This is a genomic window from Mucilaginibacter pineti (assembly GCF_900101875.1).
Lineage (GTDB): Bacteria > Bacteroidota > Bacteroidia > Sphingobacteriales > Sphingobacteriaceae > Mucilaginibacter > Mucilaginibacter pineti.
In genome coordinates this window covers 49,820-71,859 of sequence record NZ_FNAI01000009.1, presented here as the reverse complement: position 1 = coordinate 71,859, position 22,040 = coordinate 49,820, and the positions used below count along the sequence as shown (strand labels likewise).

Annotated in this window: 21 protein-coding genes and 1 tRNA gene; 12 read left to right on the top strand and 10 right to left on the bottom strand. The window is 42.5% G+C overall.

Annotation, left to right across the window (positions count from 1 at the left end; genetic code table 11):
* Positions 1-4: 4 nt before the first annotated feature.
* From BLS59_RS18620 to BLS59_RS18600, 5 genes are all read left to right on the top strand, one after another.
* Complete coding sequence (locus tag BLS59_RS18620; RefSeq protein WP_091151375.1) at positions 5-1,327, top strand: TolC family protein; 1,323 nt, start codon at positions 5-7, stop codon at positions 1,325-1,327.
* A 36-nt stretch (positions 1,328-1,363) separates the two neighbouring features.
* Positions 1,364-1,744 (top strand): response regulator, encoded by a 381-nt coding sequence (locus tag BLS59_RS18615; RefSeq protein WP_091151373.1) that lies wholly within the window; start codon positions 1,364-1,366, stop codon positions 1,742-1,744.
* Positions 1,741-2,607 (top strand): BadF/BadG/BcrA/BcrD ATPase family protein, encoded by an 867-nt coding sequence (locus BLS59_RS18610; RefSeq protein WP_091151371.1) that lies wholly within the window; start codon positions 1,741-1,743, stop codon positions 2,605-2,607. The genes BLS59_RS18615 and BLS59_RS18610 overlap by 4 nt, the downstream gene beginning before the upstream one ends.
* A gap of 145 nt (positions 2,608-2,752) precedes the next feature.
* Complete coding sequence (locus BLS59_RS18605) at positions 2,753-3,502, top strand: SDR family NAD(P)-dependent oxidoreductase (protein ID WP_091151761.1); 750 nt, start codon at positions 2,753-2,755, stop codon at positions 3,500-3,502.
* 100 nt (positions 3,503-3,602) lie between these two features.
* On the top strand, positions 3,603-4,184 hold the full coding sequence (locus BLS59_RS18600) for a TetR/AcrR family transcriptional regulator (RefSeq protein WP_091151370.1): 582 nt from the start codon (positions 3,603-3,605) through the stop codon (positions 4,182-4,184).
* Between the two features lie 31 nt (positions 4,185-4,215).
* Here BLS59_RS18600 and lnt read toward each other — a convergent pair whose 3' ends face one another.
* Genes lnt through rsmI form a run of 3 tightly spaced genes read right to left on the bottom strand, consistent with a single transcriptional unit; the run spans position 4,216 to position 7,128 of the window.
* The gene (gene lnt, locus BLS59_RS18595; protein ID WP_091151368.1) at positions 4,216-5,838 is read right to left on the bottom strand and encodes an apolipoprotein N-acyltransferase; all 1,623 of its coding nucleotides are present in this window, start codon (positions 5,836-5,838) and stop codon (positions 4,216-4,218) included.
* A gap of 18 nt (positions 5,839-5,856) precedes the next feature.
* On the bottom strand, positions 5,857-6,393 hold the full coding sequence (locus BLS59_RS18590; protein ID WP_091151366.1) for a DUF1572 domain-containing protein: 537 nt from the start codon (positions 6,391-6,393) through the stop codon (positions 5,857-5,859).
* Positions 6,394-6,399: 6 nt separating this feature from the next.
* Entirely contained in the window at positions 6,400-7,128 is a 729-nt protein-coding gene (gene rsmI, locus BLS59_RS18585) for a 16S rRNA (cytidine(1402)-2'-O)-methyltransferase (RefSeq protein WP_091151364.1), read from the bottom strand.
* A 116-nt stretch (positions 7,129-7,244) separates the two neighbouring features.
* Between rsmI and serS the strand changes: the two genes are divergently transcribed.
* Positions 7,245-8,516, top strand: coding sequence for a serine--tRNA ligase (gene serS, locus BLS59_RS18580; protein ID WP_091151362.1), 1,272 nt, complete (start codon positions 7,245-7,247; stop codon positions 8,514-8,516).
* A gap of 39 nt (positions 8,517-8,555) precedes the next feature.
* A complete protein-coding gene (locus BLS59_RS18575) occupies positions 8,556-8,975 on the top strand; it encodes a hypothetical protein (protein ID WP_091151360.1) in 420 nt (139 codons plus the stop codon).
* 12 nt (positions 8,976-8,987) lie between these two features.
* Here BLS59_RS18575 and BLS59_RS18570 read toward each other — a convergent pair whose 3' ends face one another.
* Together BLS59_RS18570 and gltX are read right to left on the bottom strand one after the other, a co-directional pair.
* Positions 8,988-9,398 carry a hypothetical protein gene (locus tag BLS59_RS18570; RefSeq protein WP_091151358.1) on the bottom strand — a complete coding sequence of 137 codons (411 nt, stop codon included), beginning with the start codon at positions 9,396-9,398 and terminating at the stop codon, positions 8,988-8,990.
* A 385-nt stretch (positions 9,399-9,783) separates the two neighbouring features.
* Positions 9,784-11,304, bottom strand: coding sequence for a glutamate--tRNA ligase (gene gltX, locus BLS59_RS18565; protein WP_091151356.1), 1,521 nt, complete (start codon positions 11,302-11,304; stop codon positions 9,784-9,786).
* Between the two features lie 257 nt (positions 11,305-11,561).
* Between gltX and BLS59_RS18560 the strand changes: the two genes are divergently transcribed.
* The gene (locus BLS59_RS18560) at positions 11,562-12,773 is read left to right on the top strand and encodes a sensor histidine kinase (protein WP_091151354.1); all 1,212 of its coding nucleotides are present in this window, start codon (positions 11,562-11,564) and stop codon (positions 12,771-12,773) included.
* Complete coding sequence (locus BLS59_RS18555; protein WP_091151352.1) at positions 12,751-13,266, top strand: DinB family protein; 516 nt, start codon at positions 12,751-12,753, stop codon at positions 13,264-13,266. Before BLS59_RS18560 ends, BLS59_RS18555 begins: the two co-directional genes overlap by 23 nt.
* Before the next feature lie 50 nt (positions 13,267-13,316).
* Here BLS59_RS18555 and BLS59_RS18550 read toward each other — a convergent pair whose 3' ends face one another.
* Complete coding sequence (locus BLS59_RS18550) at positions 13,317-13,697, bottom strand: DUF6249 domain-containing protein (RefSeq protein ID WP_143014166.1); 381 nt, start codon at positions 13,695-13,697, stop codon at positions 13,317-13,319.
* Positions 13,698-13,905: 208 nt separating this feature from the next.
* Between BLS59_RS18550 and BLS59_RS18545 the strand changes: the two genes are divergently transcribed.
* On the top strand, positions 13,906-15,276 hold the full coding sequence (locus tag BLS59_RS18545; RefSeq protein ID WP_091151348.1) for a DNA recombination protein RmuC: 1,371 nt from the start codon (positions 13,906-13,908) through the stop codon (positions 15,274-15,276).
* 228 nt (positions 15,277-15,504) lie between these two features.
* On the opposite strand, the gene BLS59_RS32300 is transcribed toward BLS59_RS18545, so the two are convergent.
* Complete coding sequence (locus tag BLS59_RS32300) at positions 15,505-15,615, bottom strand: GIY-YIG nuclease family protein (protein WP_240315277.1); 111 nt, start codon at positions 15,613-15,615, stop codon at positions 15,505-15,507.
* 128 nt (positions 15,616-15,743) lie between these two features.
* Positions 15,744-16,790 carry a thiamine-phosphate kinase gene (gene thiL / locus BLS59_RS18535; protein WP_091151346.1) on the bottom strand — a complete coding sequence of 349 codons (1,047 nt, stop codon included), beginning with the start codon at positions 16,788-16,790 and terminating at the stop codon, positions 15,744-15,746.
* Positions 16,791-16,970: 180 nt separating this feature from the next.
* Between thiL and BLS59_RS18530 the strand changes: the two genes are divergently transcribed.
* Positions 16,971-18,422, top strand: a complete 1,452-nt coding sequence (locus BLS59_RS18530; protein ID WP_240315276.1) for a DNA/RNA non-specific endonuclease — start codon at positions 16,971-16,973, stop codon at positions 18,420-18,422.
* 423 nt (positions 18,423-18,845) lie between these two features.
* Here the strand turns inward: BLS59_RS18530 and nadA are convergent, their stop codons facing one another.
* A complete protein-coding gene (nadA, locus tag BLS59_RS18525; protein WP_091151343.1) occupies positions 18,846-19,838 on the bottom strand; it encodes a quinolinate synthase NadA in 993 nt (330 codons plus the stop codon).
* A gap of 408 nt (positions 19,839-20,246) precedes the next feature.
* Here nadA and nadB point away from each other — a divergent pair, with 408 nt between their 5' ends.
* Positions 20,247-21,839, top strand: a complete 1,593-nt coding sequence (gene nadB, locus BLS59_RS18520) for an L-aspartate oxidase (RefSeq protein ID WP_091151341.1) — start codon at positions 20,247-20,249, stop codon at positions 21,837-21,839.
* 112 nt (positions 21,840-21,951) lie between these two features.
* Here nadB and BLS59_RS18515 read toward each other — a convergent pair.
* Positions 21,952-22,024: transfer RNA gene (locus BLS59_RS18515), tRNA-Gly, on the bottom strand.
* Positions 22,025-22,040: the final 16 nt, after the last annotated feature.

The window sequence follows — 22,040 nt, the reverse complement described above, 5'->3', positions numbered from 1 at the left end:
CGATATGATCATTAAAAAAATAGCATTTCTTGTTTTTTGCGGTATCGCTTTCGGCACCAGGCTATGGGCGCAGGATGCGCCAATGCTTACGCTGAAGGATGCGGTTGAAATAGCCCTTAAAAACAATTATAATATCCAACTGTCGCAAAATAACAAAACGGTTGCGGCCAATAACGTTACGCTGGGTAACGCAGGCGCATTACCCGTGGTAACCGGCGATTTTACATCAACCAACAGTCGCCTTACCACCAAACAAACCCGAAGCGATGGTTCTGTAAATAACATCCATAACGCCCCCAATACCGGTATAAATTACGGTGTAAACCTCAACTGGACCATCTTTGACGGATTTAACATGTTTGCCACTTACGATCAGTTGAAAGAGTTGGACAAGCTTGGCGGTTTGCGATTGCAGGATACTGTTCAAACAACCGTTGCGGGGGTTATCTCTACTTATTATGACCTCATCAGCCAAAACGAGCAGATCAAGGCATTGAAGGGCGCCATTGATATTTCGCGTACGCAGCTGCGTTATGCCAACGATAAGTTTCTTGTTGGCCGGGCATCAAAGCTTGATGTACTAAACGCGCAGGTGAATTTAAATACCGATACCGCAAACCTGGTAACGCAATACCAGCAATTTAAATCAACCAAAATTCAATTGAACCAGATATTAGTCCGCGATCTGCAGACTGATTTTTCGGTAGCCGATACCATAGTGGTTGATGATAAACTGGTGCTGGCTGATGTTATCAGTAACGCGCAATTGCAAAACCCGGCCATTTTATCCTCGCAAATAAATAAACGACTGGCCGATATCAACTTAAAACAAGTACGCTCAACCCGATATCCACAGGTGGCTGTAACATCCGGCTATACTTTCAGTAATAACAAAACGCCGGCAGGTTTTACGCTGGCGCAAAACGCCCACGGGATAAACTACGGGTTAACGGCTACCATCAATATTTTTGATGGGTTTAACCAAAACCGCCGCGAAAAGAATGCTAAAATTCAGATAGACAATGCAAACATCGATGTCAAACAAGTAAAGCTAAATGTAGAAACACAGGTGAATAACTTGTATGTAAGCTACGCATCGGGCCTTGATTTAATTAAACTGGGGCAGGCCAATGTTGTTATCGCCAAGAAAAACCTTGATATCTCCCTGGAAAAATATAAGCTTGGCAACATAACCCCATTAGAGATAAGGGAGGCCCAACGTAATTACCTGGATGCCCAATCAAAGTTTTTTGCGGCTCAATACCAATCTAAACAGGCGGAGATCACTATAAAACAGATCACTAACAGTATAAGCATAGATAAATAAATTTTTTAAATTGCTTTTAAACGCTATTTTTGATTTATGACCGTCCCTTACAAAACCTGCTTACTCATCGATGATAACTACATCGATAACTTTGTGACGCGCAGGATTTTGGAAGCCAGTCACTTTGCCGAGCAAATTATTGTTCGCCAATCGCCGGCCGAAGCCATTAATTCATTAAGGGATGGCGTTATTAAGCCGGATGTTATTTTTTTAGATATCAGGATGCCAATGATGAGTGGGTTTGAGTTTTTGCAGGAATATGATCAGCTTGGTATCAGTAAAAGCGACATAAAAATATTTATGCTGTCATCATCTCTTGATCCGGTAGATATGAGGCAATCCGAGAGCAATAAATATATAACCCAGTTTATCCATAAACCCCTTACCATCAAAGCCCTCGAAGAACTTAGTGCATGATCTTAGTAGCCGATAGCGGATCTTCAAAAACAGACTGGTTGCTTCATATTCCACAGCAAGAGCCAGTATCCTTTAAAACCGCAGGATTAAACCCATATTTTTTAACCGAAAAAGAAATCGTTAAAGTAATACAGGACCAGGCGGCAGATCTGCTGGCCCATGCTGATACTATTGACGAGATCTATTTTTTTGGGGCAGGCTGCTCAAGTCCAGACAGGCACGAGATCGTTTCAAACGCCATAAGCCAATTGTTTACCAAAGCCTATATAAGTGTAGACAGCGACCTTTTAGGTTGCGCATACGCCACATGCGGCCACGAGAAAGGCATTTGCTGCGTTATGGGAACCGGCTCGAACATAGCTTTTTTTGACGGCGAGGGAGTTTATGAAGGCCAGCACGGCCTGGGTTTTGTTTTGGGCGATGAAGGATCGGGTACGTGGTTTGGCAAGGCACTCATTACTGATTTTTTATACGGCAGGATGCCCGCAGAGATCAGTCAGAAATTTGATAATGTATATCACCTTAATAAAGATATCGTAATAAAAAACGTATACCAGAAGCCCAATGGCAACACCTACCTGGCCTCGTTCGCAAAGTTTGTAAGTCAAATAAAAACAACAGATTACGGACAAGCCCTGCTGAAAAAGGGACTGATTGAGTTTATAGATACCAATATTAAGTCGTACGCCGAATATCATAAATACAAATGCCATTTTGTAGGTTCCATAGCCTACGTTTTTGCCGATGAATTAACATCCCTATGCAAGCTAAATGGCGTAAAAACGGGCAAGATCATCAGGCAACCCATTAATGACCTGCTCACTTTTGTGCTTAAGCGCAATGAGATGGCTAACGAGAAATAGTTAGCCAAACAAAACAGTAAGCACACCCTGGCAATTCATCCTATTTGTCATCCATAAATAATAATTGCAACAAACCGGAACAACCGTTCCAAAACAACATACATTTGCGGAACGATTATTCCAAAACAAAGTAATCTTCCAAAAAATGAAAAAATTAGAGAACAAAGTAGCCGTTATAACAGGCGCATCAAAAGGTATTGGTGCAGCAATAGCTAAAAGCCTGGCAGCCGAAGGTGCTGCGGTGGCGGTAAATTACGCGTCGGACAAAAAAGGCGCTGATAAAGTAGTTACAGAAATTACCGAAGCCGGCGGCAAGGCTATTGCCGTGCAGGGCGATGTATCAAGCAGGGCAGATGTTGATCGCCTTTTTGCCGAAACCAAAGAAGCTTTTGGCGGTGTTAACATTCTTGTAAACAACGCTGGCGTATATAAATTCAGTCCGATAGAAGATGTTACTGAAGATGAGTTTCACCGCCAGTTTAATACCAATGTGCTTGGCTTGCTACTTGTTACTCAGGCCGCGGTAAGCAGCTTTGGCGATAACGGCGGCAGCGTCATCAACATTGGTTCTACAGTAACACGTATCACTCCTCCGCAAAGCTCCATTTATACCGCTACCAAGGGCGCGGTAGATGCTATTACACAGGTATTATCAAAAGAGCTTGGCCCTAAAAAGATTCGCGTAAATGCTATTAACCCGGGCATGGTTGAAACAGAAGGTACGCATACCGCGGGCTTTATTGGCAGCGAGTTTCAAGAAAACATGGAAAAAACTACGCCACTTGGCCGTATTGGTCAGCCGGATGATATTTCACCCATCGCTGTATTCCTGGCATCTGATGATTCACGCTGGTTAACAGGCGAAACTATAATTGCCAGTGGGGGCGTAAGGTAAATCCTGTTTGGGCTTCCATAACCACCTACGGCACTTTTAAACGCTCAATTAATTAAAAATGAATAGCTTTGCCTTTTAATACAGGCAAGGCTTTTTTATTATGGCAAGACCAAAAGATTTTGATGAGGATGATGTATTGAATAAGGCCATTTGTATTTTTTGGCACAAGGGATACAACGGCACCTCTATGCAAGATTTAGTGGATGGCCTGGGCATAAGCCGTTCAAGCCTGTACGACACCTATGGCGATAAGCACACCCTGTACGTAAAAGCCCTGGAAACCTATCAAAAGGCAGCAGGCAATCAGGTGTGCAATATTATTAATAACGCAGCATCGGCAAAAGAGGCCATAAAACAGTTGCTTGAACTTACCATTAAGGATTTGTTGAGCGACGAGCAGCGCAAAGGCTGTTTTTCGGTAAACGCAGGTATAGAAGTGGCGCCCCATGACGCGGAAGTAAATAGCATGATCTGCCGCGGCGAACAACAGGTGGAAGACGCCTTTTTCCACGCCATAAAAAAAGGACAAGAGAGCGGCGAAATAACAAACAAACAAGACGCAAGGGCACTTGCCCGCTTCATTTTTAATGCCGTAAAAGGCATGCAGGTATCTGCCAAAGGGCCAACAGATAAAGCCTTTTTTGATGATATTATACAAACAACCATGCTGGTGCTTGATTAAGCAACCAGTACTCACCAAGCCTGAAATACTGTTAAGCAGCCAAAGCCCTCTTTTTCCTCAATTTCATCGCCAATACAAACAACATTAATAATACAGCCAACGCGCTTCCGGCTTTGGGCAGATAATCGCCATGCTGTACGTAAAAAGTAAGTTCAGAATTAAGATTGATATCCTGTTTAATGGCCGTTTTTGTCCACCATTTGGTTTGCTGTACAATGTCGCCGCGCTGGTTAATAAATGCCGATATCCCGGTATTTGCCGAACGCGCTACCCACCGTCGGGTTTCAATGGCGCGCAACTTGGCATAATCCAGGTGCTGGTCTTTGCCGGATGTGTTTTCCCACCAACCATCATTTGTTATTATGGCGATAAACTGCGCACCCTTTGCCACCGAGCGGGCAACATAGCCCCCCCAGATAGATTCATAACATATCACCGGATCTACACCAATGCCGCTCTGCGAATAAAAAACTTCCGCATCGGACTGACTACCATAAGCCCCGGTAGCGCCGCCCAGGTGCTCAAATACTGGTTTTAAAAATGAAAAAGTATTCCCAAACGGCAGCGATTCGGCCCCCGGAACTAACCGCGATTTATGGTAAAATTGCGGGGTGCCATCATTTTCAATGTTTAATGCAGTACTAAAACTATCAACAAACTGGCCGCCATTAACCGGACTGGCTGTTTTAGTAGCCCTTGTATTATAATAAGTAAATGTTTCGGCACCGGTAAGCAGGTTACCGTTTTTAAACCGGGTTAAAAACCGCTTTGCCTGGCTATAAAACGGACTGGCCTGTATCCGCGCTTCTTCCATATACTCCGGAATAGCGGTTTCGGGCCATAAAAAAAACTCAGTATTGGATTGCCCAATACTGTCAGACAAACGGCTCATGATATCGATCTGTTGCGTAGCTGGCAGGGAACCTTCCTTTTCATAAGGATCAATATTGGGTTGAACAGCTACTATATTCGATGGGTTTTTTTGCTCAGTATAATTATAATACCTGTACTGCGAAAAGCAAATTGGTACCAATACCGTAAGCGTAAAAGCGGTAATTAATTTTAACCTTACCTGTTTTGTCTGCGCTTCGCGCATGCCCACGTATATTAAATAGGCTAATATATTTACAGCCCAAACCCAAATTGTACCGCCGTAAACCCCGGTGTATTCATACCATTGAATCCATTTATGGGTAACAGCAAAGCCGTTGCCCAGGGTCATCCACGGAAAATTAAGGTCCCAGCTTTGGTGCAGGTATTCGTAACCTATCCATAGACAAACGAGCCCCGCCAAACTCCAGCCACGACCAGTTAAAAGCCTCAACCGGTAATACAGCCAGCAGGCCGTTGCCATAAGCAACGGCCCAAGCGCGTAAGGGATAAGGGTAATTGGTATAGCCACCAGTTCGCCAACTTGTTTCAGGGCGTTATAAACCCAGTAAATAGATGCCGTGTTCCAAACAAAAAAACCAATGAGTGCTACATTAAAAATCTGCTTCCCTTTTTTTGCTGATGTAGATTGAATGATGTTTTCCATCGCCAGCAGCATGGGTACAAAACCAATGAACAGCAAAAAGGTGGTGTACGGCGTTGGCGGCCATGCTATCCACAATAATAAACCCGAAAAAATGGCTAACGGAAGGTTTTTTTTCATCAATGTATGCTATAGAAACTATTTGAAGGTGCTGCCGGGGTTCGCAATTTTTTCAGCATTATATACTTCTGATTTCCCTTTGGGGATTGATAATGATTGCCATTTTGAACCGGCTATCATTTTACCGATAAATACTATTTGCCCAACATGGTACGGATAATGCGCAAGCTGTCGGTTTATGGCATCCTCAATATGATGCGGTTCATTTCGGATGTAGATGGTTTTGTGCCAGTCATCGGCGGTAATTGAATTTAGTGCGTTAAAAAGGCAATCCCAACCCTGGTTCCAAAGCGCCATGATCTCTTCGCGGCTGTTAACGGCATCTTCAAATTCTGTATCGCGGTTGCGCCATTCCTTTTCACCGTCGGTAGTCAGAAAATCCGTCCACCGGGAAAGCATATTGCCCGCAAGGTGTTTAATGGTAATGGCAATACTGTTGCTATCCTCGTTAAAGCGCCAAAATAAATCAGCATCATTCAACTGACTAAAGGTTTTCTCCCCTAACAACCGGTAGTAGGCAAACTGCCTTATAGCACTGTTTAAATAAACTTCCATAACATTTTATTCATCCGTTTCTTCGTCGCGTTTGTACTTGTCTTTTGATGATTTGGCCTCTGCACCGGCAACGCACATTACAAACTCGCCCTTTAGCGGATGTGTTTCAAAATACAGCTTTACCTCTGTTACCGTTCCACGTACTGTTTCTTCAAACATTTTTGTGAGTTCGCGCGATACAGAGATCTGCCTGTCGGCACCAAAATAAGTGGCCATTTCATCCAGCGTTTTTAACAAACGGTGTGGCGATTCATATAGTATAATGGTACGTTCCTCTTCGGCCAAAAACTTATACCGGGTTTGGCGACCTTTTTTTAAGGGCAAAAACCCTTCAAAACAAAACTTATCTGTAGGGAAACCCGAGTTTACCAACGCGGGCACAAATGCCGTTGCACCAGGCAGGCACTCTACAGCTATATCAAACTTCAATGCCTCCCGCACGAGATAAAAGCCCGGATCGGATATGGCAGGCGTACCGGCGTCGGATATCAGGGCTATATTTTTTCCCTCCAGCAAAAACTTCACGATCTCGTTTGACGATTGGTGTTCATTATGCTGATGGTGCGAAAAAACTTTCTGATGGATATCAAAATGTTTTAATAACGGTGCCGATGTACGTGTATCTTCGGCCAGTATCAGGTCGGCCTCTTTTAAAACGCGGATAGCCCTGAGGGTGATATCCTCGAGGTTGCCTATTGGGGTGGGTACTAAGTATAGTTTGCCTTTTTCGCTCATGGTTCATAGATAGTAGTTCATGGCTGGCCGTTGATGATACTAATTTTCACAAATCAGCCATGAACAATGAACCATAAACTATGAACTAATTATATCTTTGCCTAAAAATAAATTCAATGCTGCAAGTTAGTTATATCCGCGATAACAGGGAACAGGTTTTAGAACGTTTGGCTGTAAAAAATTTTAAACAGCCCGAGTTGGTTGATGAAATAATTGAGTTAGATGACAAACGTCGTTCAACGCAAACCAGCATGGATAACGTATCGGCCGAGGCCAACGCGGCTGCTAAACAAATTGGGGAACTGATGCGCAATGGCAAAAAAGCAGAAGCAGAAGAAATAAAAGCCAAAACAGGCGCCTGGAAAGAGGACATCAAAAAATTTGGCGATCAGCTTGCCTTAACCGAAGAAGAGCTTTATCAGAAACTGGTATTGTTGCCAAATCTTCCGCATAGTTCAGTGCCAAAAGGATTAACGCCTGAAGAAAACGAAGTTGTTTTAGAGAATGGTACAATCCCCGAGCTACCGGCTAATGCCTTACCGCACTGGGAGCTGGCCGCAAAATATAACCTGATCGATTTTGAATTGGGCGTAAAAATAACCGGGGCTGGTTTCCCGGTTTATAAAAACAAGGGCGCAAAACTACAGCGCGCGTTAATCAATTATTTTATTGACGAAGCTGAAAAGGCCGGTTACAGCGAGGTAAGCGTACCGCTGATGGTAAACGAAGCATCGGGCTTTGGTACATCTCAATTACCGGATAAAGAGGGGCAAATGTATTTTGTAGGTATAGATAATTTATACCTCATTCCAACTGCCGAGGTGCCTATTACCAATATGTTCAGAGATGTGATATTAAAGGCCGACGAATTACCTGCAAAACATTGTGGCCACACACCATGCTTTCGCCGTGAGGCCGGCTCTTATGGTGCGCACGTACGCGGTCTGAACCGTTTGCACCAGTTTGATAAGGTTGAAATTGTACAAGTGGTACATCCCGATAAATCATACGAAACATTGGAGCAGATGAGCGCCCATGTACAGGGTTTACTGCAAAGCTTAGGTTTACCATACCGCGTACTGCGCCTTTGCGGCGGCGATATGGGTTTTGGAAGCGCCTTAACTTACGATATGGAAACCTGGAGCGCAGCACAACAACGCTGGCTGGAAGTATCGTCCGTATCAAACTTTGAAACCTTCCAAAGCAATAGGCTAAAACTCCGCTTCCGCAATGCCGAGGGCAAAACACAATTGGCACACACCCTTAACGGCAGCGCTTTGGCCTTACCTCGTATTGTAGCTACGCTATTGGAAAATAACCAAACTGATAGGGGAATTAAAATACCTGAGGTATTGGTACCTTATACTAAGTTTGAGTGGATTGATTAAGCTTTGAATAATCGATTTAAATACATGTAATTTGTTAGCATGGATAACTCGCGTGAATTTACGATATATAAAGCCGCCCAAATAGCAAAAACATTATTTTGGATAAACCTGGCGCCTGCTGTTGTTGCTGGCGCCACATTTGTATATTTATTTTTTGATATGTTATTAAATGCTGATTATGAAACTACTGGTTTCTTGATTTTGCTTATTATCGGAATAGCTGCCGAATTTACCTACTATCGCCAATTTACTGATGCTGATTACACTCCAAAAAAAATTGGCTGGATATATTCAATAGTTATAAATGGATTATGCGTTGCAGCGTACCTGGCGGCCTTTGTTAGTAATCCAAGTAGTTTATTTTTAATTGCTATATACCCAATCATTTTCCTAACGCAAAGTTGCAGGGGTTTAAGAATGGTATCTAAAATCAAACGTGTACCGCAAGTACATCCTTAACAAAGAGTAATCCTACGTTTTTGCCAGTAAAGCCATAAATGTAACATCAAAAACACCGGATATCGCATTCACAATTCCGTTGCCTTTTTCGGGTTTCTTAAAATCTTCGGGATAAAAAACATGATCGGCACCCAGGGCTTTTAGCAAAGCATCTTCTTTAGTATGTTCTTTGGTTTTGTAGCAGCAGATCTTGATTTTACTGTAGGCAGGGTTGCTGCTTATGCGGCGCAGGATTTTTTCAATATCCGCAGTAAGATAATCGTAGTCGAAAATTACAACATTTGGTTTAAGCTCATGAATGGAGGGAAAGATATTTCCTGTAGAAGAAATATGCCTGAACATTTTATTGTTAGGCAACAACTCCACCGAAAAAGTATCGGGAGCAACCAATAGTACATTTTTAGATCGTACGCGGATCATCATTATTTAATTAAGGGGACTTAAAAGTACTGGATAAACTCCACTTTATCAACAGTTTATTAATTAAAGTAACAATAATGATACTAAAAGCCACTGTTAATTCAATTACTTGTTTAATTACGGAAGTTAATTATCCATTTTTAAGAAATAATTAATTAAAAGTGAACTTTTATTGCCCGAAAGGATCAATAGTTATTAACATTGTGAGCAGGGCGAAGAATCAATACGCGACTTACATGCCGGCGATTGGATTCTTCGCTACCCAAGACAAGTTGTAGATCGCAGACATACGAAGTTTTAAAAACTTCGTATGTCTTTCGCCTCTTTCTCATTCTCCCCTTTAGATTCCCGGATTTTAAAACTCAGACAACGGGGACAGAAGATTGATTTATGCTGCAAAAGCCCCTAAAGCTTTAGCTATCCGGCTAACGGTTTCATCTGTACCCAATAAAGCCGCAATATCAAAAACATGCGGACCAAATTTGCCGCCAACCAGCATAATACGGAACGGCAGCATTACATCGCCAACCTTTAATGCTTTTTCTTCGGCCAGGGCTTTAAATTTAGTTTCCAGATCATGAGCCCCAATGCCTGTATTTTCGTTTAATAAGTTGGTTAAAGCGTTAAAGAAATCGGTCTTGGCGTCCGTCCATTTGGGTTTTACGGCATTAAGATCGTACTCTTTAGGTTGCTCAAAAAAGTAACCTGCCTGCTGGTAAAAATCGGGCAGCAAAACGCAGCGGTCCTTAATGAGGTTTATAACTGTTTCCAGTTTTGCATCATCGGTAATAACAATTCCTTTATCCGCTAAAATACTGCTAACGGCAGGCAGCAAGCTGCCAACTGTTGATCTCTTGATCCACTCGGCATTAAACCACTTGGCTTTTTCAAAATCGAACTTAGCACCGGCCTTGCTTACGCGGTCAATAGAGAACTTTTCTATCAGTTCATCCAGCGTAAAAATCTCCTGGTCGGTACCGTCGTTCCAGCCGAGGGTAGCCAGCAGGTTCAGAAATGCTTCGGGCAAAAAACCCAATTCGCGGAAACCGGGGGTGGTTTCATCTGTTTTAGCATCAAACCAGGTCATGGCATAAACGGGGAAGCCCAAGCGTGCGCCATCGCGCTTGCTCAGCTTGCCGTGTCCATCCGGTTTTAATATCAGCGGTAAATGCGCCCATTGCGGCATCTCTGCTTTCCAACCCAAATACTCCCAAAGCAGCAAATGCACCGGTGCCGATGGCAGCCACTCTTCGCCACGGAAAGCATGTGAAATTTTCATCAGGTAATCATCAACCACAACCGCCAAATGGTAAGTCGGCATTCCGTCGGCTTTCAACAGCACTTTGTCATCAACCTGGTTAGTTTCAAAACTCACATACCCGCGAATCATATCATTAAAGCTGATAGTTTCATCGGCAGGCATTTTTATGCGGATCACATGCGGCGTACCGGCATCAAGCAGGGCATCAACTTCATGTTGCGGCAAAGCGATGGAATTGCGCAGGCTTTGGCGATAAACCTGTCCGTATTGAAAATTAGGGCTCTCTTTACGGTTTTTGTCCAGCTCTTCGGCGGTATCAAACGCGTAATAAGCATGGCCCTGCATCACCAGGCGCTCGGCGTATTCACGGTAAGCAGCCTTGCGCTCGCTTTGGCGATAAGGTGCATACAGGCCGCCGGCCACCGGGCTTTCATCCGGGTGCAGGCCGCACCATTTAAGGCAGTCTAAAATATATTCTTCGGCACCGGCAACGTAACGTGTTTGGTCGGTGTCTTCAATTCTTAAAATAAAATCGCCATTGTGTTTTTTGGCGAACAAATAGTTGAACAATACGGTACGTACGCCACCCAGGTGTAAACCACCGGTGGGGCTCGGCGCAAAACGGACTCTTACTTTTTTATCGGTCATGATAGGGGCAAAGATAAATTTATTTAAGATGTGCAGGTGTGCAGATTTCAGATGTGCAGATAATATGAGGATAATATGATTTGAAAATACGTTGGCTTAAAAAATATGGTCAACCATTTCCGATCAATATACATGTCATTTTTACCAACACATCTAAAACGTCAAAGCCCTACAGAGTTATTTCTGCACATTTGAAATCTGAAATCTGTAATCCGCACATTTGAAATAATTTTACGTTATTTGAGGTCTTGGCCAGCATGAACCCATACCAGCAAAAAAAAAGGTGGAAGTATTTACTGCTTTCATTCGCGGTTGTTATAGCCAGCGGCTCGTTATTATATACCAGCTACCTGGTGAAAAACATTGCCCACTCTGAACGTACCCGAGCGCAGGTTTGGGCAATGAGTATGCGGCAGCTGTTCAATTCAGACGATAACGATTTTTTACAGTTTACCACCTCTGTTCGCGATAGCTTAACTGTACCCGCTATTATTGTAGACGAAAAAGGCGACGTTATTCTTTCGCGAGGGCTGGATACCACTAAAACGTTCATCAACTTACCCTCAGACGGCAATAAGAAAAAATACGATCCTGAATATTTTAAATCGGAACTGGCCTATATGAAAAACCAGCACGAACCCATAAGACTTATGGTACTGGGTGCACCCTGGAAGGTTTATTATAAAGACTCCCCTTTGCTTACGCAGCTGCGCCTGTTCCCCTATATTCAGCTTACCGTTATCGCTATATTTCTGCTGATGGCCTACACCGCCTTCAGCTCGTCGCGAAAATCCGAGCAGGACCAGGTTTGGGTTGGGTTAGCTAAGGAAACCGCTCACCAGTTGGGCACGCCGATATCATCGCTTATGGCGTGGATTGAGCTGATGAAGGAAAAGTTTAATGCCGAGGATGATGTGCTGGTGGCCGAAATGGAAAACGATGTAAAACGCCTGGAAATAGTGGCCGACCGTTTTTCTAAGATCGGCTCGAAACCGGTGCTGGAAGAACATGCCGTTTATGCCGTAGTGAAAGATTTTGTTGATTATTTTAGGGTGCGTGTAAGTAAAAACATAGGGTTTGAAATGGGTGGCAACCCGCATTTAAAAGCCGGGTTAAACGTTCCGTTGTTTGATTGGGTTATTGAAAACCTACTTAAAAACGCGGTTAATGCTATTGATGGCAAGGGCAGTATAAAAGTAGAAATAAGCGGAAATAAACTCAAGAACCAGGTTTTTATTGATATTACAGATACAGGAAAAGGAATTCCCCGCTCTAAATTCGATACCGTTTTTCAGCCCGGATACACCACACGCAAACGCGGCTGGGGACTTGGCTTATCATTAACCAAAAGGATGATTGAGAATTACCACAACGGACAAATCTTTGTAAAAGATTCTGAAGTGGGTAAGGGAACAACTTTCAGGATCATATTAAAAAATACGCGCGATGATAAAAAGGCCAAATCCTGACGAATATTCGCCGTTTGCTGCGGGCTACATAGGGCAGGTACCAAACGAAAATGTTATAGAACTACTGGAACAATCCATGAACCGCAGTTATGATTTATTCAGCAGCTTATCTGAAACCCAAGCCGCATACGCCTATGCACCCGACAAGTGGACGGTTAAAGAGGCCGTAGGCCATATGATTGACACCGAACGCACTTTTGCTTATCGTGCCATGGTATTTTCCCGTAATAACATTGAACTGCCTGGCTTTGACCAGGACATATACGTAGCTAATGCCGATTTTAACAACCGGAGTATTAAGGATCTGGCGGCCGAGTTTAAAACACTAAGACAATCTAATATTTATATGATCAAAGGCTTTAACGACGCGCAGCTGATGCGCGAAGGCATTGCCAGCAATGCCCGTTTTACCGTTAGGGCCTTTGTTTATATGCTGGCCGGCCACGAATTGCACCATTATAATATATTTAAGGAGCGCTACGGAATTAGTTAAAAGGAAAAGGCCGGTTAAAACCGGCCTTTTCCTTTTTATACTTACAGTTTTTATTTCTGTATGGTGTGATCGTCTTTATCTAATACTTCCTTTTTTTCTATCCGATAAGAAAGGAATAACCCGCATCCGCCAAATATGGCAATCAGCGACAGGTATAAGAAAAATATGCCATCGCCGATAATTATATTATTGAAGGCTAAGTGGTCTAAAATAAAAGCAAGGAATAACCCGATACCCGAGCCCCCCAGCAGCAATCCCCATTTTAAGTTTTGATACGGGGCCGATTGTGGTTTATAACTGCGAGGGTCCATACCACGTTCAATCATTGCCATTTTTTCGCGTTTGTACAGGTAAAAAACTCCAAAAATCATAGCGAAAAAGCTTACTGATATGGTGATGCCTGCTAATATTCCTAATTGTGCGGTTTCCATGATACTTATGTTTAAAAATACGTTAATTTTTTTTGCATTCACCACTATTGGTGTATTTGTAGTTTATGACAACACTGTTTTAAAACAGGTTACACCCATTTGTTAATTTTTTAATATTATTTTCAGATGGGTTTGCTCCAAAATAAATCGACCTTAATTTTTCAATTACTAAATATATTACTTTAGTTTTGCTAATATTTTTATCAAAATGACGGGCGAAGTTTTAATAATCGTATCAATTATAATTCTGCTTATTGCATTATTTCTGTTCGTAAAAAAACCGACGGCTACTGATATTATTTCGGTTGATGACTTAAACCGCCTGCGTGCCGATAATGACCTGCTTAAAGTTTCCTTAGTCAAAGCCGAGGAAAGGGCCATCGGATTATTAAACGAAAAAGATAGCATCACCCGCTTTTTGAAAGAAGATAAGGATAGGATACTTGATGAGCTTTTCCAGGAACGGGCTTTACTGGCGCAGGCAAACCAATCTTTGGAAAGCGCGCGATCGTACTATAAATCGCAGCAGGAAAAAATGCAGGAGCAAAAGGTGGAGATAGAACAGATACGCACACAGTTTCAGCGGGAATTTGAAAATGTGGCCGAAAAGCTGCTGAAAGAAAAATCAAAAGAGTTTATTGACGTAAACCGCAATAACCTGGATATGATCCTCAACCCGCTAAAGGAAAACCTAAAAGCTTTTGAGGACAAGGTAGAAAAGGTTTACAATATGGAAGCTGCTGAACGCAATACCCTTAAAGGCGTTATTACCCAGCTGATGGATCTGAATAAACAGATCAGTGACGAGGCCCAAAACCTCACTAAAGCACTTAAAGGCGATAACAAAAAACAAGGTAACTGGGGCGAAGTTATTTTGGAGCGGGTGCTGGAGCGCTCAGGGTTGGTTAAAGATCAGGAATACCGTATCCAGGCCGCAATGCAGGCAACGGATGGCACCCGCTACCAGCCCGATGTTATTATCGACCTGCCCGATGAAAAACATTTGGTAATAGATTCTAAAGTTTCGCTGATTGCCTATGAGCGCCTGGTGAATGCCGATACAGAGGAAGACCGCAAGCTATTTGCCAAGGCCCATGTCGAATCCATCCGGGGCCACATCAGCGGCCTCTCTTCCAAAAAATATCACGACCTCTACAAGATCAACTCGCCAGACTTTGTGCTGCTTTTTGTACCCATCGAGTCATCGTTTAGTATTGCAGTACAGTTGGATGGCGAGCTGTTTAACTATGCCTGGGATAAAAAAGTAGTGATAGTTAGTCCGTCTACCTTGCTGGCCACACTGCGTACCATCGCCAGCATGTGGAAACAGGAACGCCAAAACCGAAACGTATTGGAAATTGCCCGCCTTAGCGGTGATATGTACGATAAATTCGTTGGTTTCCTGGGCGATATGGATGGCATCAGCCGCGGTATCCATCAAACACAAACAGCCTACAACAGCGCCTTAAATAAACTATCAGATGGCCGCGGGAACTTAACAACCACTGCCGAGAAGATTAAAAAATTAGGTGCCAAGGCAGATAAGCAAATAGATCAGAAGTTTTTGGGAGAGGAGTAAGGGCCGGCAAATCAACAATGTCAAGTCATGCCGAACTTGTTTCGGCATCTCACAGGAAAGGTATCCAGCTACCAATTCTCCACTTCAGTATTTAAAGACCGCATATCTGGATTTACTGTCTTTATTAAATTAATTTTCCAATCCTTGTGCCATCTTTTCAATTGCTTTTCCCGGTCAATGGCGTCTGTAATTCTTTCGAAGTATTCATAGTAAATAAGATCGTGAAGATTATATTTTTTTTACAAATATTGAACCCTCGCCATTTATATGTTGCCAAACGCGTGTACGTAAATCGCTGGTTACACCGATGTAAAATGTAGTGCGATATTTGTTAGACATTATATAAACGTGACCTTGCTTATAAAGCATAATGTAAACTTAGTTGAGCATCACGCAAACCTTGCATGTGGGATGCCGAAACAAGTTCGGCATGACCCTGCTTTTATTTTCTATGAACATTCAAGCCCTTACTCCTCATTCTTAAACGCATTCCACCCTTGCGCTTTTAATGGGTGCGAATTGCCTGACGTAGTTATAAGGTTACAGCCTGCTGAGGGTTCGGTTATGTGACCAATGATGGTGATGTCCATTTTAAACTTAATCTTGTCATAGTCGGCTTGTTTAACGGTGAACAGAAGCTCATAGTCCTCGCCGCCACTCAGGGCGCACACTGTTGGATCAAGGTTAAACTCACGGGCTGTTTCGTAGGTCATAGGGTCAAGGGGAATCTTCTCTTCGTACAAATTACAGCCCTTGTCGCTTTGCTTGCAGATGTGCAGAATCTCCGATGCCAAACCGTCGGATACGTCAATCATCGCTGTTGGTTTCACAGCTATGCTTTTCAACAATTCCACAATATCGCGGCGGGCTTCGGGTTTTAGCTGTCGCTCAACTATGTAATCTTTGCCTTCCAGATCGGGCTGAATGTTGGGATTTTCGAGATAAACCAGTTTTTCACGTTCCAATAGTTGCAAGCCCACGTAAGCGCCGCCCAGATCACCAGATACACATATCAGGTCGCCTTCGCCGGCACCGTTGCGGTAAACAACATCGGCCTCATCTGCATAGCCAATAGAGGTTACACTGATCACCAAACCTTGTTTTGATGATGTGGTATCGCCGCCTATCAAATCCACATTATATTTTTCGCAGGCAATGTAAATGCCTTCATACAATTCTTCAATAGCTTCCAAAGGAAACTTGCTCGACATGCCTATTGAAACGGTAACCTGCGAGGCTATACCATTCATAGCATAAATATCACTCAGGTTTACCTGGATTGCTTTATATCCTAAATGCTTCAGTGGTGTATAAGCCAGATCAAAATGAATACCTTCCAACAGCATATCGGTGCTGATCAGCACTTTTTTGCCGGTAAAATCCAATACTGCCGCGTCATCTCCCACGCCTTTTATTGTACTGGGCTGCCCCAATTTTATATTTTTAGTTAAATGACTTATCAGCCCAAATTCGCCTAAGTCCTCTAAATTGGTTCTTTCCTCGTTTTCAAACATGCTATCTCACAAATTTATAGTGCAAAAATAAACATTACATTTTGGTAATCTCATTTAATATAAATGCATTATGGGTTTTGTAAATATTTTGATAGATAAGCCTATAATTTCTCATAGCGTTAATTTATTAACACACGATTAATATTAAATACAGAGTTTTGCCTATCTAAATAAATTTATATGAAATTAAGAAAACTACTTATGTATCTGGGGTTTGCAACATTGGTGCTTACCGGTTGTAAAAAAGATTTGCCAGCCAACCATTCCATTGACCCAAACATGCCTGGTGATACCGTGGTAACCCCAACTCCAAAACCTTATGCCATTACAGAAACATTTGAATCGGGCACAAAAGGCGCTTATGCTATAGCCGATGTTCAGCTACTTACCGGTGTATGGAGCTTTAACGACGCCGTAGTAGGCAGTTTAGCTACAGATGTTAAAGACGGTGCTAAAAGCGTACGACTGCGTACCGGCGATATTACCATGAAATTTGATATTAGCGGCGTTACACAAATAAGTATTTCACATGCCAAATATGGGGCCGACGCTGCATCAACCTGGCAATTATTTATGTCGACAGATAGCGGTACAACCTTTACCCAGCTGGGCGCAGATATTGCCGAAAATAACACAGTGCTTGTAACCGATTCATTCAAAGTTACTACCACCAAAAAAGTACGCTTCCAGATCAAAAAAACAGGAACGGCCCGCATAAATATCGACGATATTACCTTTAAAGGAACCGGAGAACCGGGCATTATCCCTGGCACACCCGATTCTGGCGACGATGGAGGCGACCAGAGCGGATCGGCTTCAACCCCGCGTGGTGTTACCGTTGGCACAGATGCCCCGCCTGCAAGCGGCGATAACAGCGATCTGCTGTTAGGTAATCCTTCGGCTGCAGAAAATGCCATAGTTATGATGGATAATTACCTTATTGACCAGGGGTACTACACGGAATCATACAACAGCACCAAAGGCGAACCAAACTGGGTGAGCTGGCACCTGGATGCAACCAATATAACCGGAGCAGCATCGCGCCAGGATAGTTTTGCAGCGTTTAGCGGTTTACCTACCGGATGGTTTCAGGTACAGAGCAACAGCTACCAGGCCAGCGTATACGGTTTTGACAGAGGCCACAACTGCCCGTCGGCCGATAGAACGAGTTCAAAAGGTGCTAACGACGCAACATTTTTGATGACTAATATGATACCACAGGCTCCACAAAATAACCAACAGACCTGGAACAATTTAGAAGGCTATCTGCGTGAACAAGTTGTTGAAGGCAACGAGGTTTATATTATTATGGGTAGCTACGGCACCGGCGGTACAGGTTCCAAAGGCGCGTTTAGCAGCATAACTACTTTAGATAACGGACATATAAATGTACCAAGCAATGTATGGAAAGTTGCTGTAATAATACCTGCAGGCAATGGCGATGTAAGTCGGGTAACAAGCAGTACAAGGGTTATCGCGGTTAACACACCTAACATTAACTCCATCAGTACCGACTGGAAACAATACCGCGTTACCGTACGATCAATTGAAACAGCAACGGGTTATAACCTGCTATCTAATCTACCGCAAAGCGTACAGGACGCTATTGAAACCAAGGCAGATAACTTGTAGGCAATCGCCCCATCCAATAATAAAGGCCCTGCAAGTTTTGCAGGGCCTTTATTATTTTTACTTTTTTCTGCTGCGTAACCTTATGCTTTATACCGCCGAAGGCGGAGAGTTTTTTTGAGATTAACGCCCAGTTTACAAAACTCCTTGAAACCGGCGCAACCTTTATACTTTAATACCGCCGTAGGCGGAAAAATTTTAAGATTTTAGAGCCCCTTTTGTCATTGCGAAAGACTAAGCACAATCTCTTTTTCATCTTGTCATCCTGAGGCACGAAGGATTTATTAGCGCCAATACAAGCTGAAGAATAGATTCTTCACTACGTTCAGAATGACAAGATTTATTGGTTGCTTTTACCGCTCTGTATAGCTTAATGATTGCTTCGTACCTCGCAATGACAAAGCTTTTTTATTATTTACCCTATAGTTATAAACCCAGCTGTGCCGAAATTTCCAGCATTCTTTCAATCGGCTTTACCGCCCTTGCTATAATATCTGCAGGTACGGTAATTTCTGGCGTACCATTTTTGAGGCATAGGTACAGTTTTTCCAGTGTATTCCGCTTCATGTGCGGACAGTCGTTGCAGGCGCAGCTATTATTTGGCGGTGCAGGTATAAAAACCTTATCGGGGTTTTCTTTTTGCATCTGGTGTAAAATGCCTGCTTCGGTAGCTACTATAAATTCCTTATCGGCATGACTGCCAGCATATTTCAATATCCCGGTTGTCGAGCCAATATAATCGGCCATTTGCAGTATCACTTCCTCACATTCGGGGTGGGCCAACAGCTTAGCGCCGGGATGCCTTTCTTTTAGTTTAGTGATCTTTTCGCGACTAAAAATCTCATGAACCATACATGCTCCATTCCATAACACCAGATCCCTACCCGTTTTTTTGGCTACCCATGCACCAAGGTTTTTATCGGGTCCGAAGATGATCTTTTGATCCTTTGGCAGGCTTTCTACAATTTGTACCGCATTGCTTGATGTACAAACAATATCGCTTAAAGCTTTCAGTTCGGCGGTACAATTTACATAAGTTATTACCAGGTGATCGGGATAGTTTTCTTTAAATTTTTTAAACAAATGTGGCGGACAACTATCTGCTAATGAGCATCCTGCCTTTAAGTCGGGCAGTAATACGGTTTTGTTTGGTGATAATATTTTGGCTGTTTCGGCCATGAAATGTACCCCTGCAAAAACAATGATATCGGCATCAGTTTTTGCAGCTTGTTGTGATAATCCAAGGCTGTCGCCAATATAATCTGCAATATCCTGAATATCGGGTTCCTGGTAGTAATGGGCCAAAACAACTGCATTTTTTTCTTTTTTAAGTTTTTCAATCTCATCAAACAGATCAAGCGTTGGGTCGATGTATTCGTCCACAAATCCGGTAACGTTTATTTCTTCGAAGGTATTCATTTCAACATTTCAATTAATAACAACTAATTATTTATATAAATAAAACTATTACTTGTTAAGGTGTTAGTTATGTGCAAAAGTTGGGATACGTTTTGTGGTAAAAGTTGTTTTTTACTTTTTATTAACAGTTATCCACACTTTTTCATTTTGTATTAGGTTGATTGTGTGATTTATATGACAATCAAATTTTTGTTGTAAAAGTTATATGTTAATATTTTAGCATGGTATAAAATGTTAGCTTTAGTGTTTAAATGACGCAAAAGTCGCTCAAAAATTATTCATTTTTGTCACCCAAATGGGAGTTATCAACGCTTTCACTATTTATTAGCTATTTGTTTACACGAAATTAACATCTTTTGTACGGCTTATTAACACAAGTAGTACTTTTACACAACTTATATAAAAAATATGACCAGAACTGTTGATTTCCTGATCGTAGGATCGGGTATAGCCGGATTAAGTTTTGCCCTCAAGGCGGCAAAGCATGGTAAGGTTCTGATAGTTACAAAATCAAACGAAGACGAATCGAACACTAAGTATGCCCAGGGCGGTGTTGCCGTGGTTGTGGATAAAAAGGAAGATTCTTTTGAAAAACACATTGAAGACACCTTAATAAGCGGTGATGGCCTTTGCGACCGCGAAGTTGTGGAAGCCGTTGTTAAGGAAGGACCGGAAAGAATTAATGAAATTATTGATTACGGAACCAATTTCGATAAGACAAATGAAGGCTTTTATGACCTTGCGAAAGAGGGTGGCCACTCCGAATTTCGTGTACTCCATTATAAAGATGTAACCGGGTTAGAAATAGAGCGATCATTATTAGAGGAGATACACAAGAATCCTAATATTGAAATATTAACACATTATTTCGCGGTTGATCTGATAACTCAGCACCATTTGGGCCAGCTGGTTGGTAAATCAAGTACTGATATTACCTGCTATGGCATTTATGCCTTTAATACCGAAAGTAATGTTGTGGAAAAGATATTATCTAAGGTTACGGTGATGGCGTCAGGCGGTGCCGGGCATATATATTCTATTACTACCAACCCAACCATTGCTACTGGCGATGGTATAGCGATGGTTTACCGCGCAAAAGGTAAAGTGCGTAATATGGAATTTATTCAGTTTCACCCAACAGCTTTATATAATCCTGGCGAGTATCCGTCTTTCCTGATATCTGAAGCTGTACGTGGTTTTGGCGGCGTGCTAAGACGTACCAATGGAGAAGAATTTATGCAGGAATATGATCCACGTAAATCACTGGCGCCGAGGGACATTACGGCAAGGGCTATTGATGCCGAGATAAAAAAATCGGGGGAGGATTTTGTTTACCTGGATATAAGACATCGCAGTAAAAAAGATATCCTGCAGCATTTTCCTAATATATATGCTAAATGTTTGGAGATAGGTATTGATATGACCAAGGATATGATCCCGGTTGCGCCGGCGTGTCATTATATGTGTGGTGGTGTAATGGTAAATCATGTTGGCCAATCGTCTATATTAAGGTTATATGCCTGTGGCGAATGTTCATCTACCGGTCTACATGGTGCTAATAGGTTGGCATCTAATTCGTTATTAGAGGCATTGGTTTTCGCGCATCGTATTTATAAAGATGCTATTAAGCAATTTGAAATAAATGTGATTCCTGAAAATATACCTGACTGGGATGAGCATGGTGTACAGTTAAGTAATGAAGATATCCTGGTTACCCACAATGTACGCGAGATGCAAAAGCTGATGAATGACTATGTAGGTATTGTCCGATCTGATTTCAGGCTGGAAAGGGCTATGCGCAGGTTGGGGTTGTTGTATGAAGAAACGGAATCCTTCTACAAAAAGACAAAGCTATCTGTAAAGCTTTGCGAGTTGCGTAATTTAATACAGGTATCTTTTATCGTAGTAAAATCGGCTATGTTACGCAAAGAGAGCAGAGGACTTCATTATACTACGGATTATCCTGTACATGCGGAAAAGGTTGAAGATACGGTGTTTTAGGAGTCTGGTACTTTGTCATTCTGAGGTACGAAGAATCTATTATTAGATATACAAATCTACGAGTAGATTCTTCGTACCTCAGAATGACAAGTGGTAGAGAAATAGAATTTTGAGCGGAAAACGGGATTCGAACCCGCGGCCTTCAGTTTGGGAAACTGATGCTCTACCAGCTGAGCTATTTCCGCTTAAATTTGTATTCAA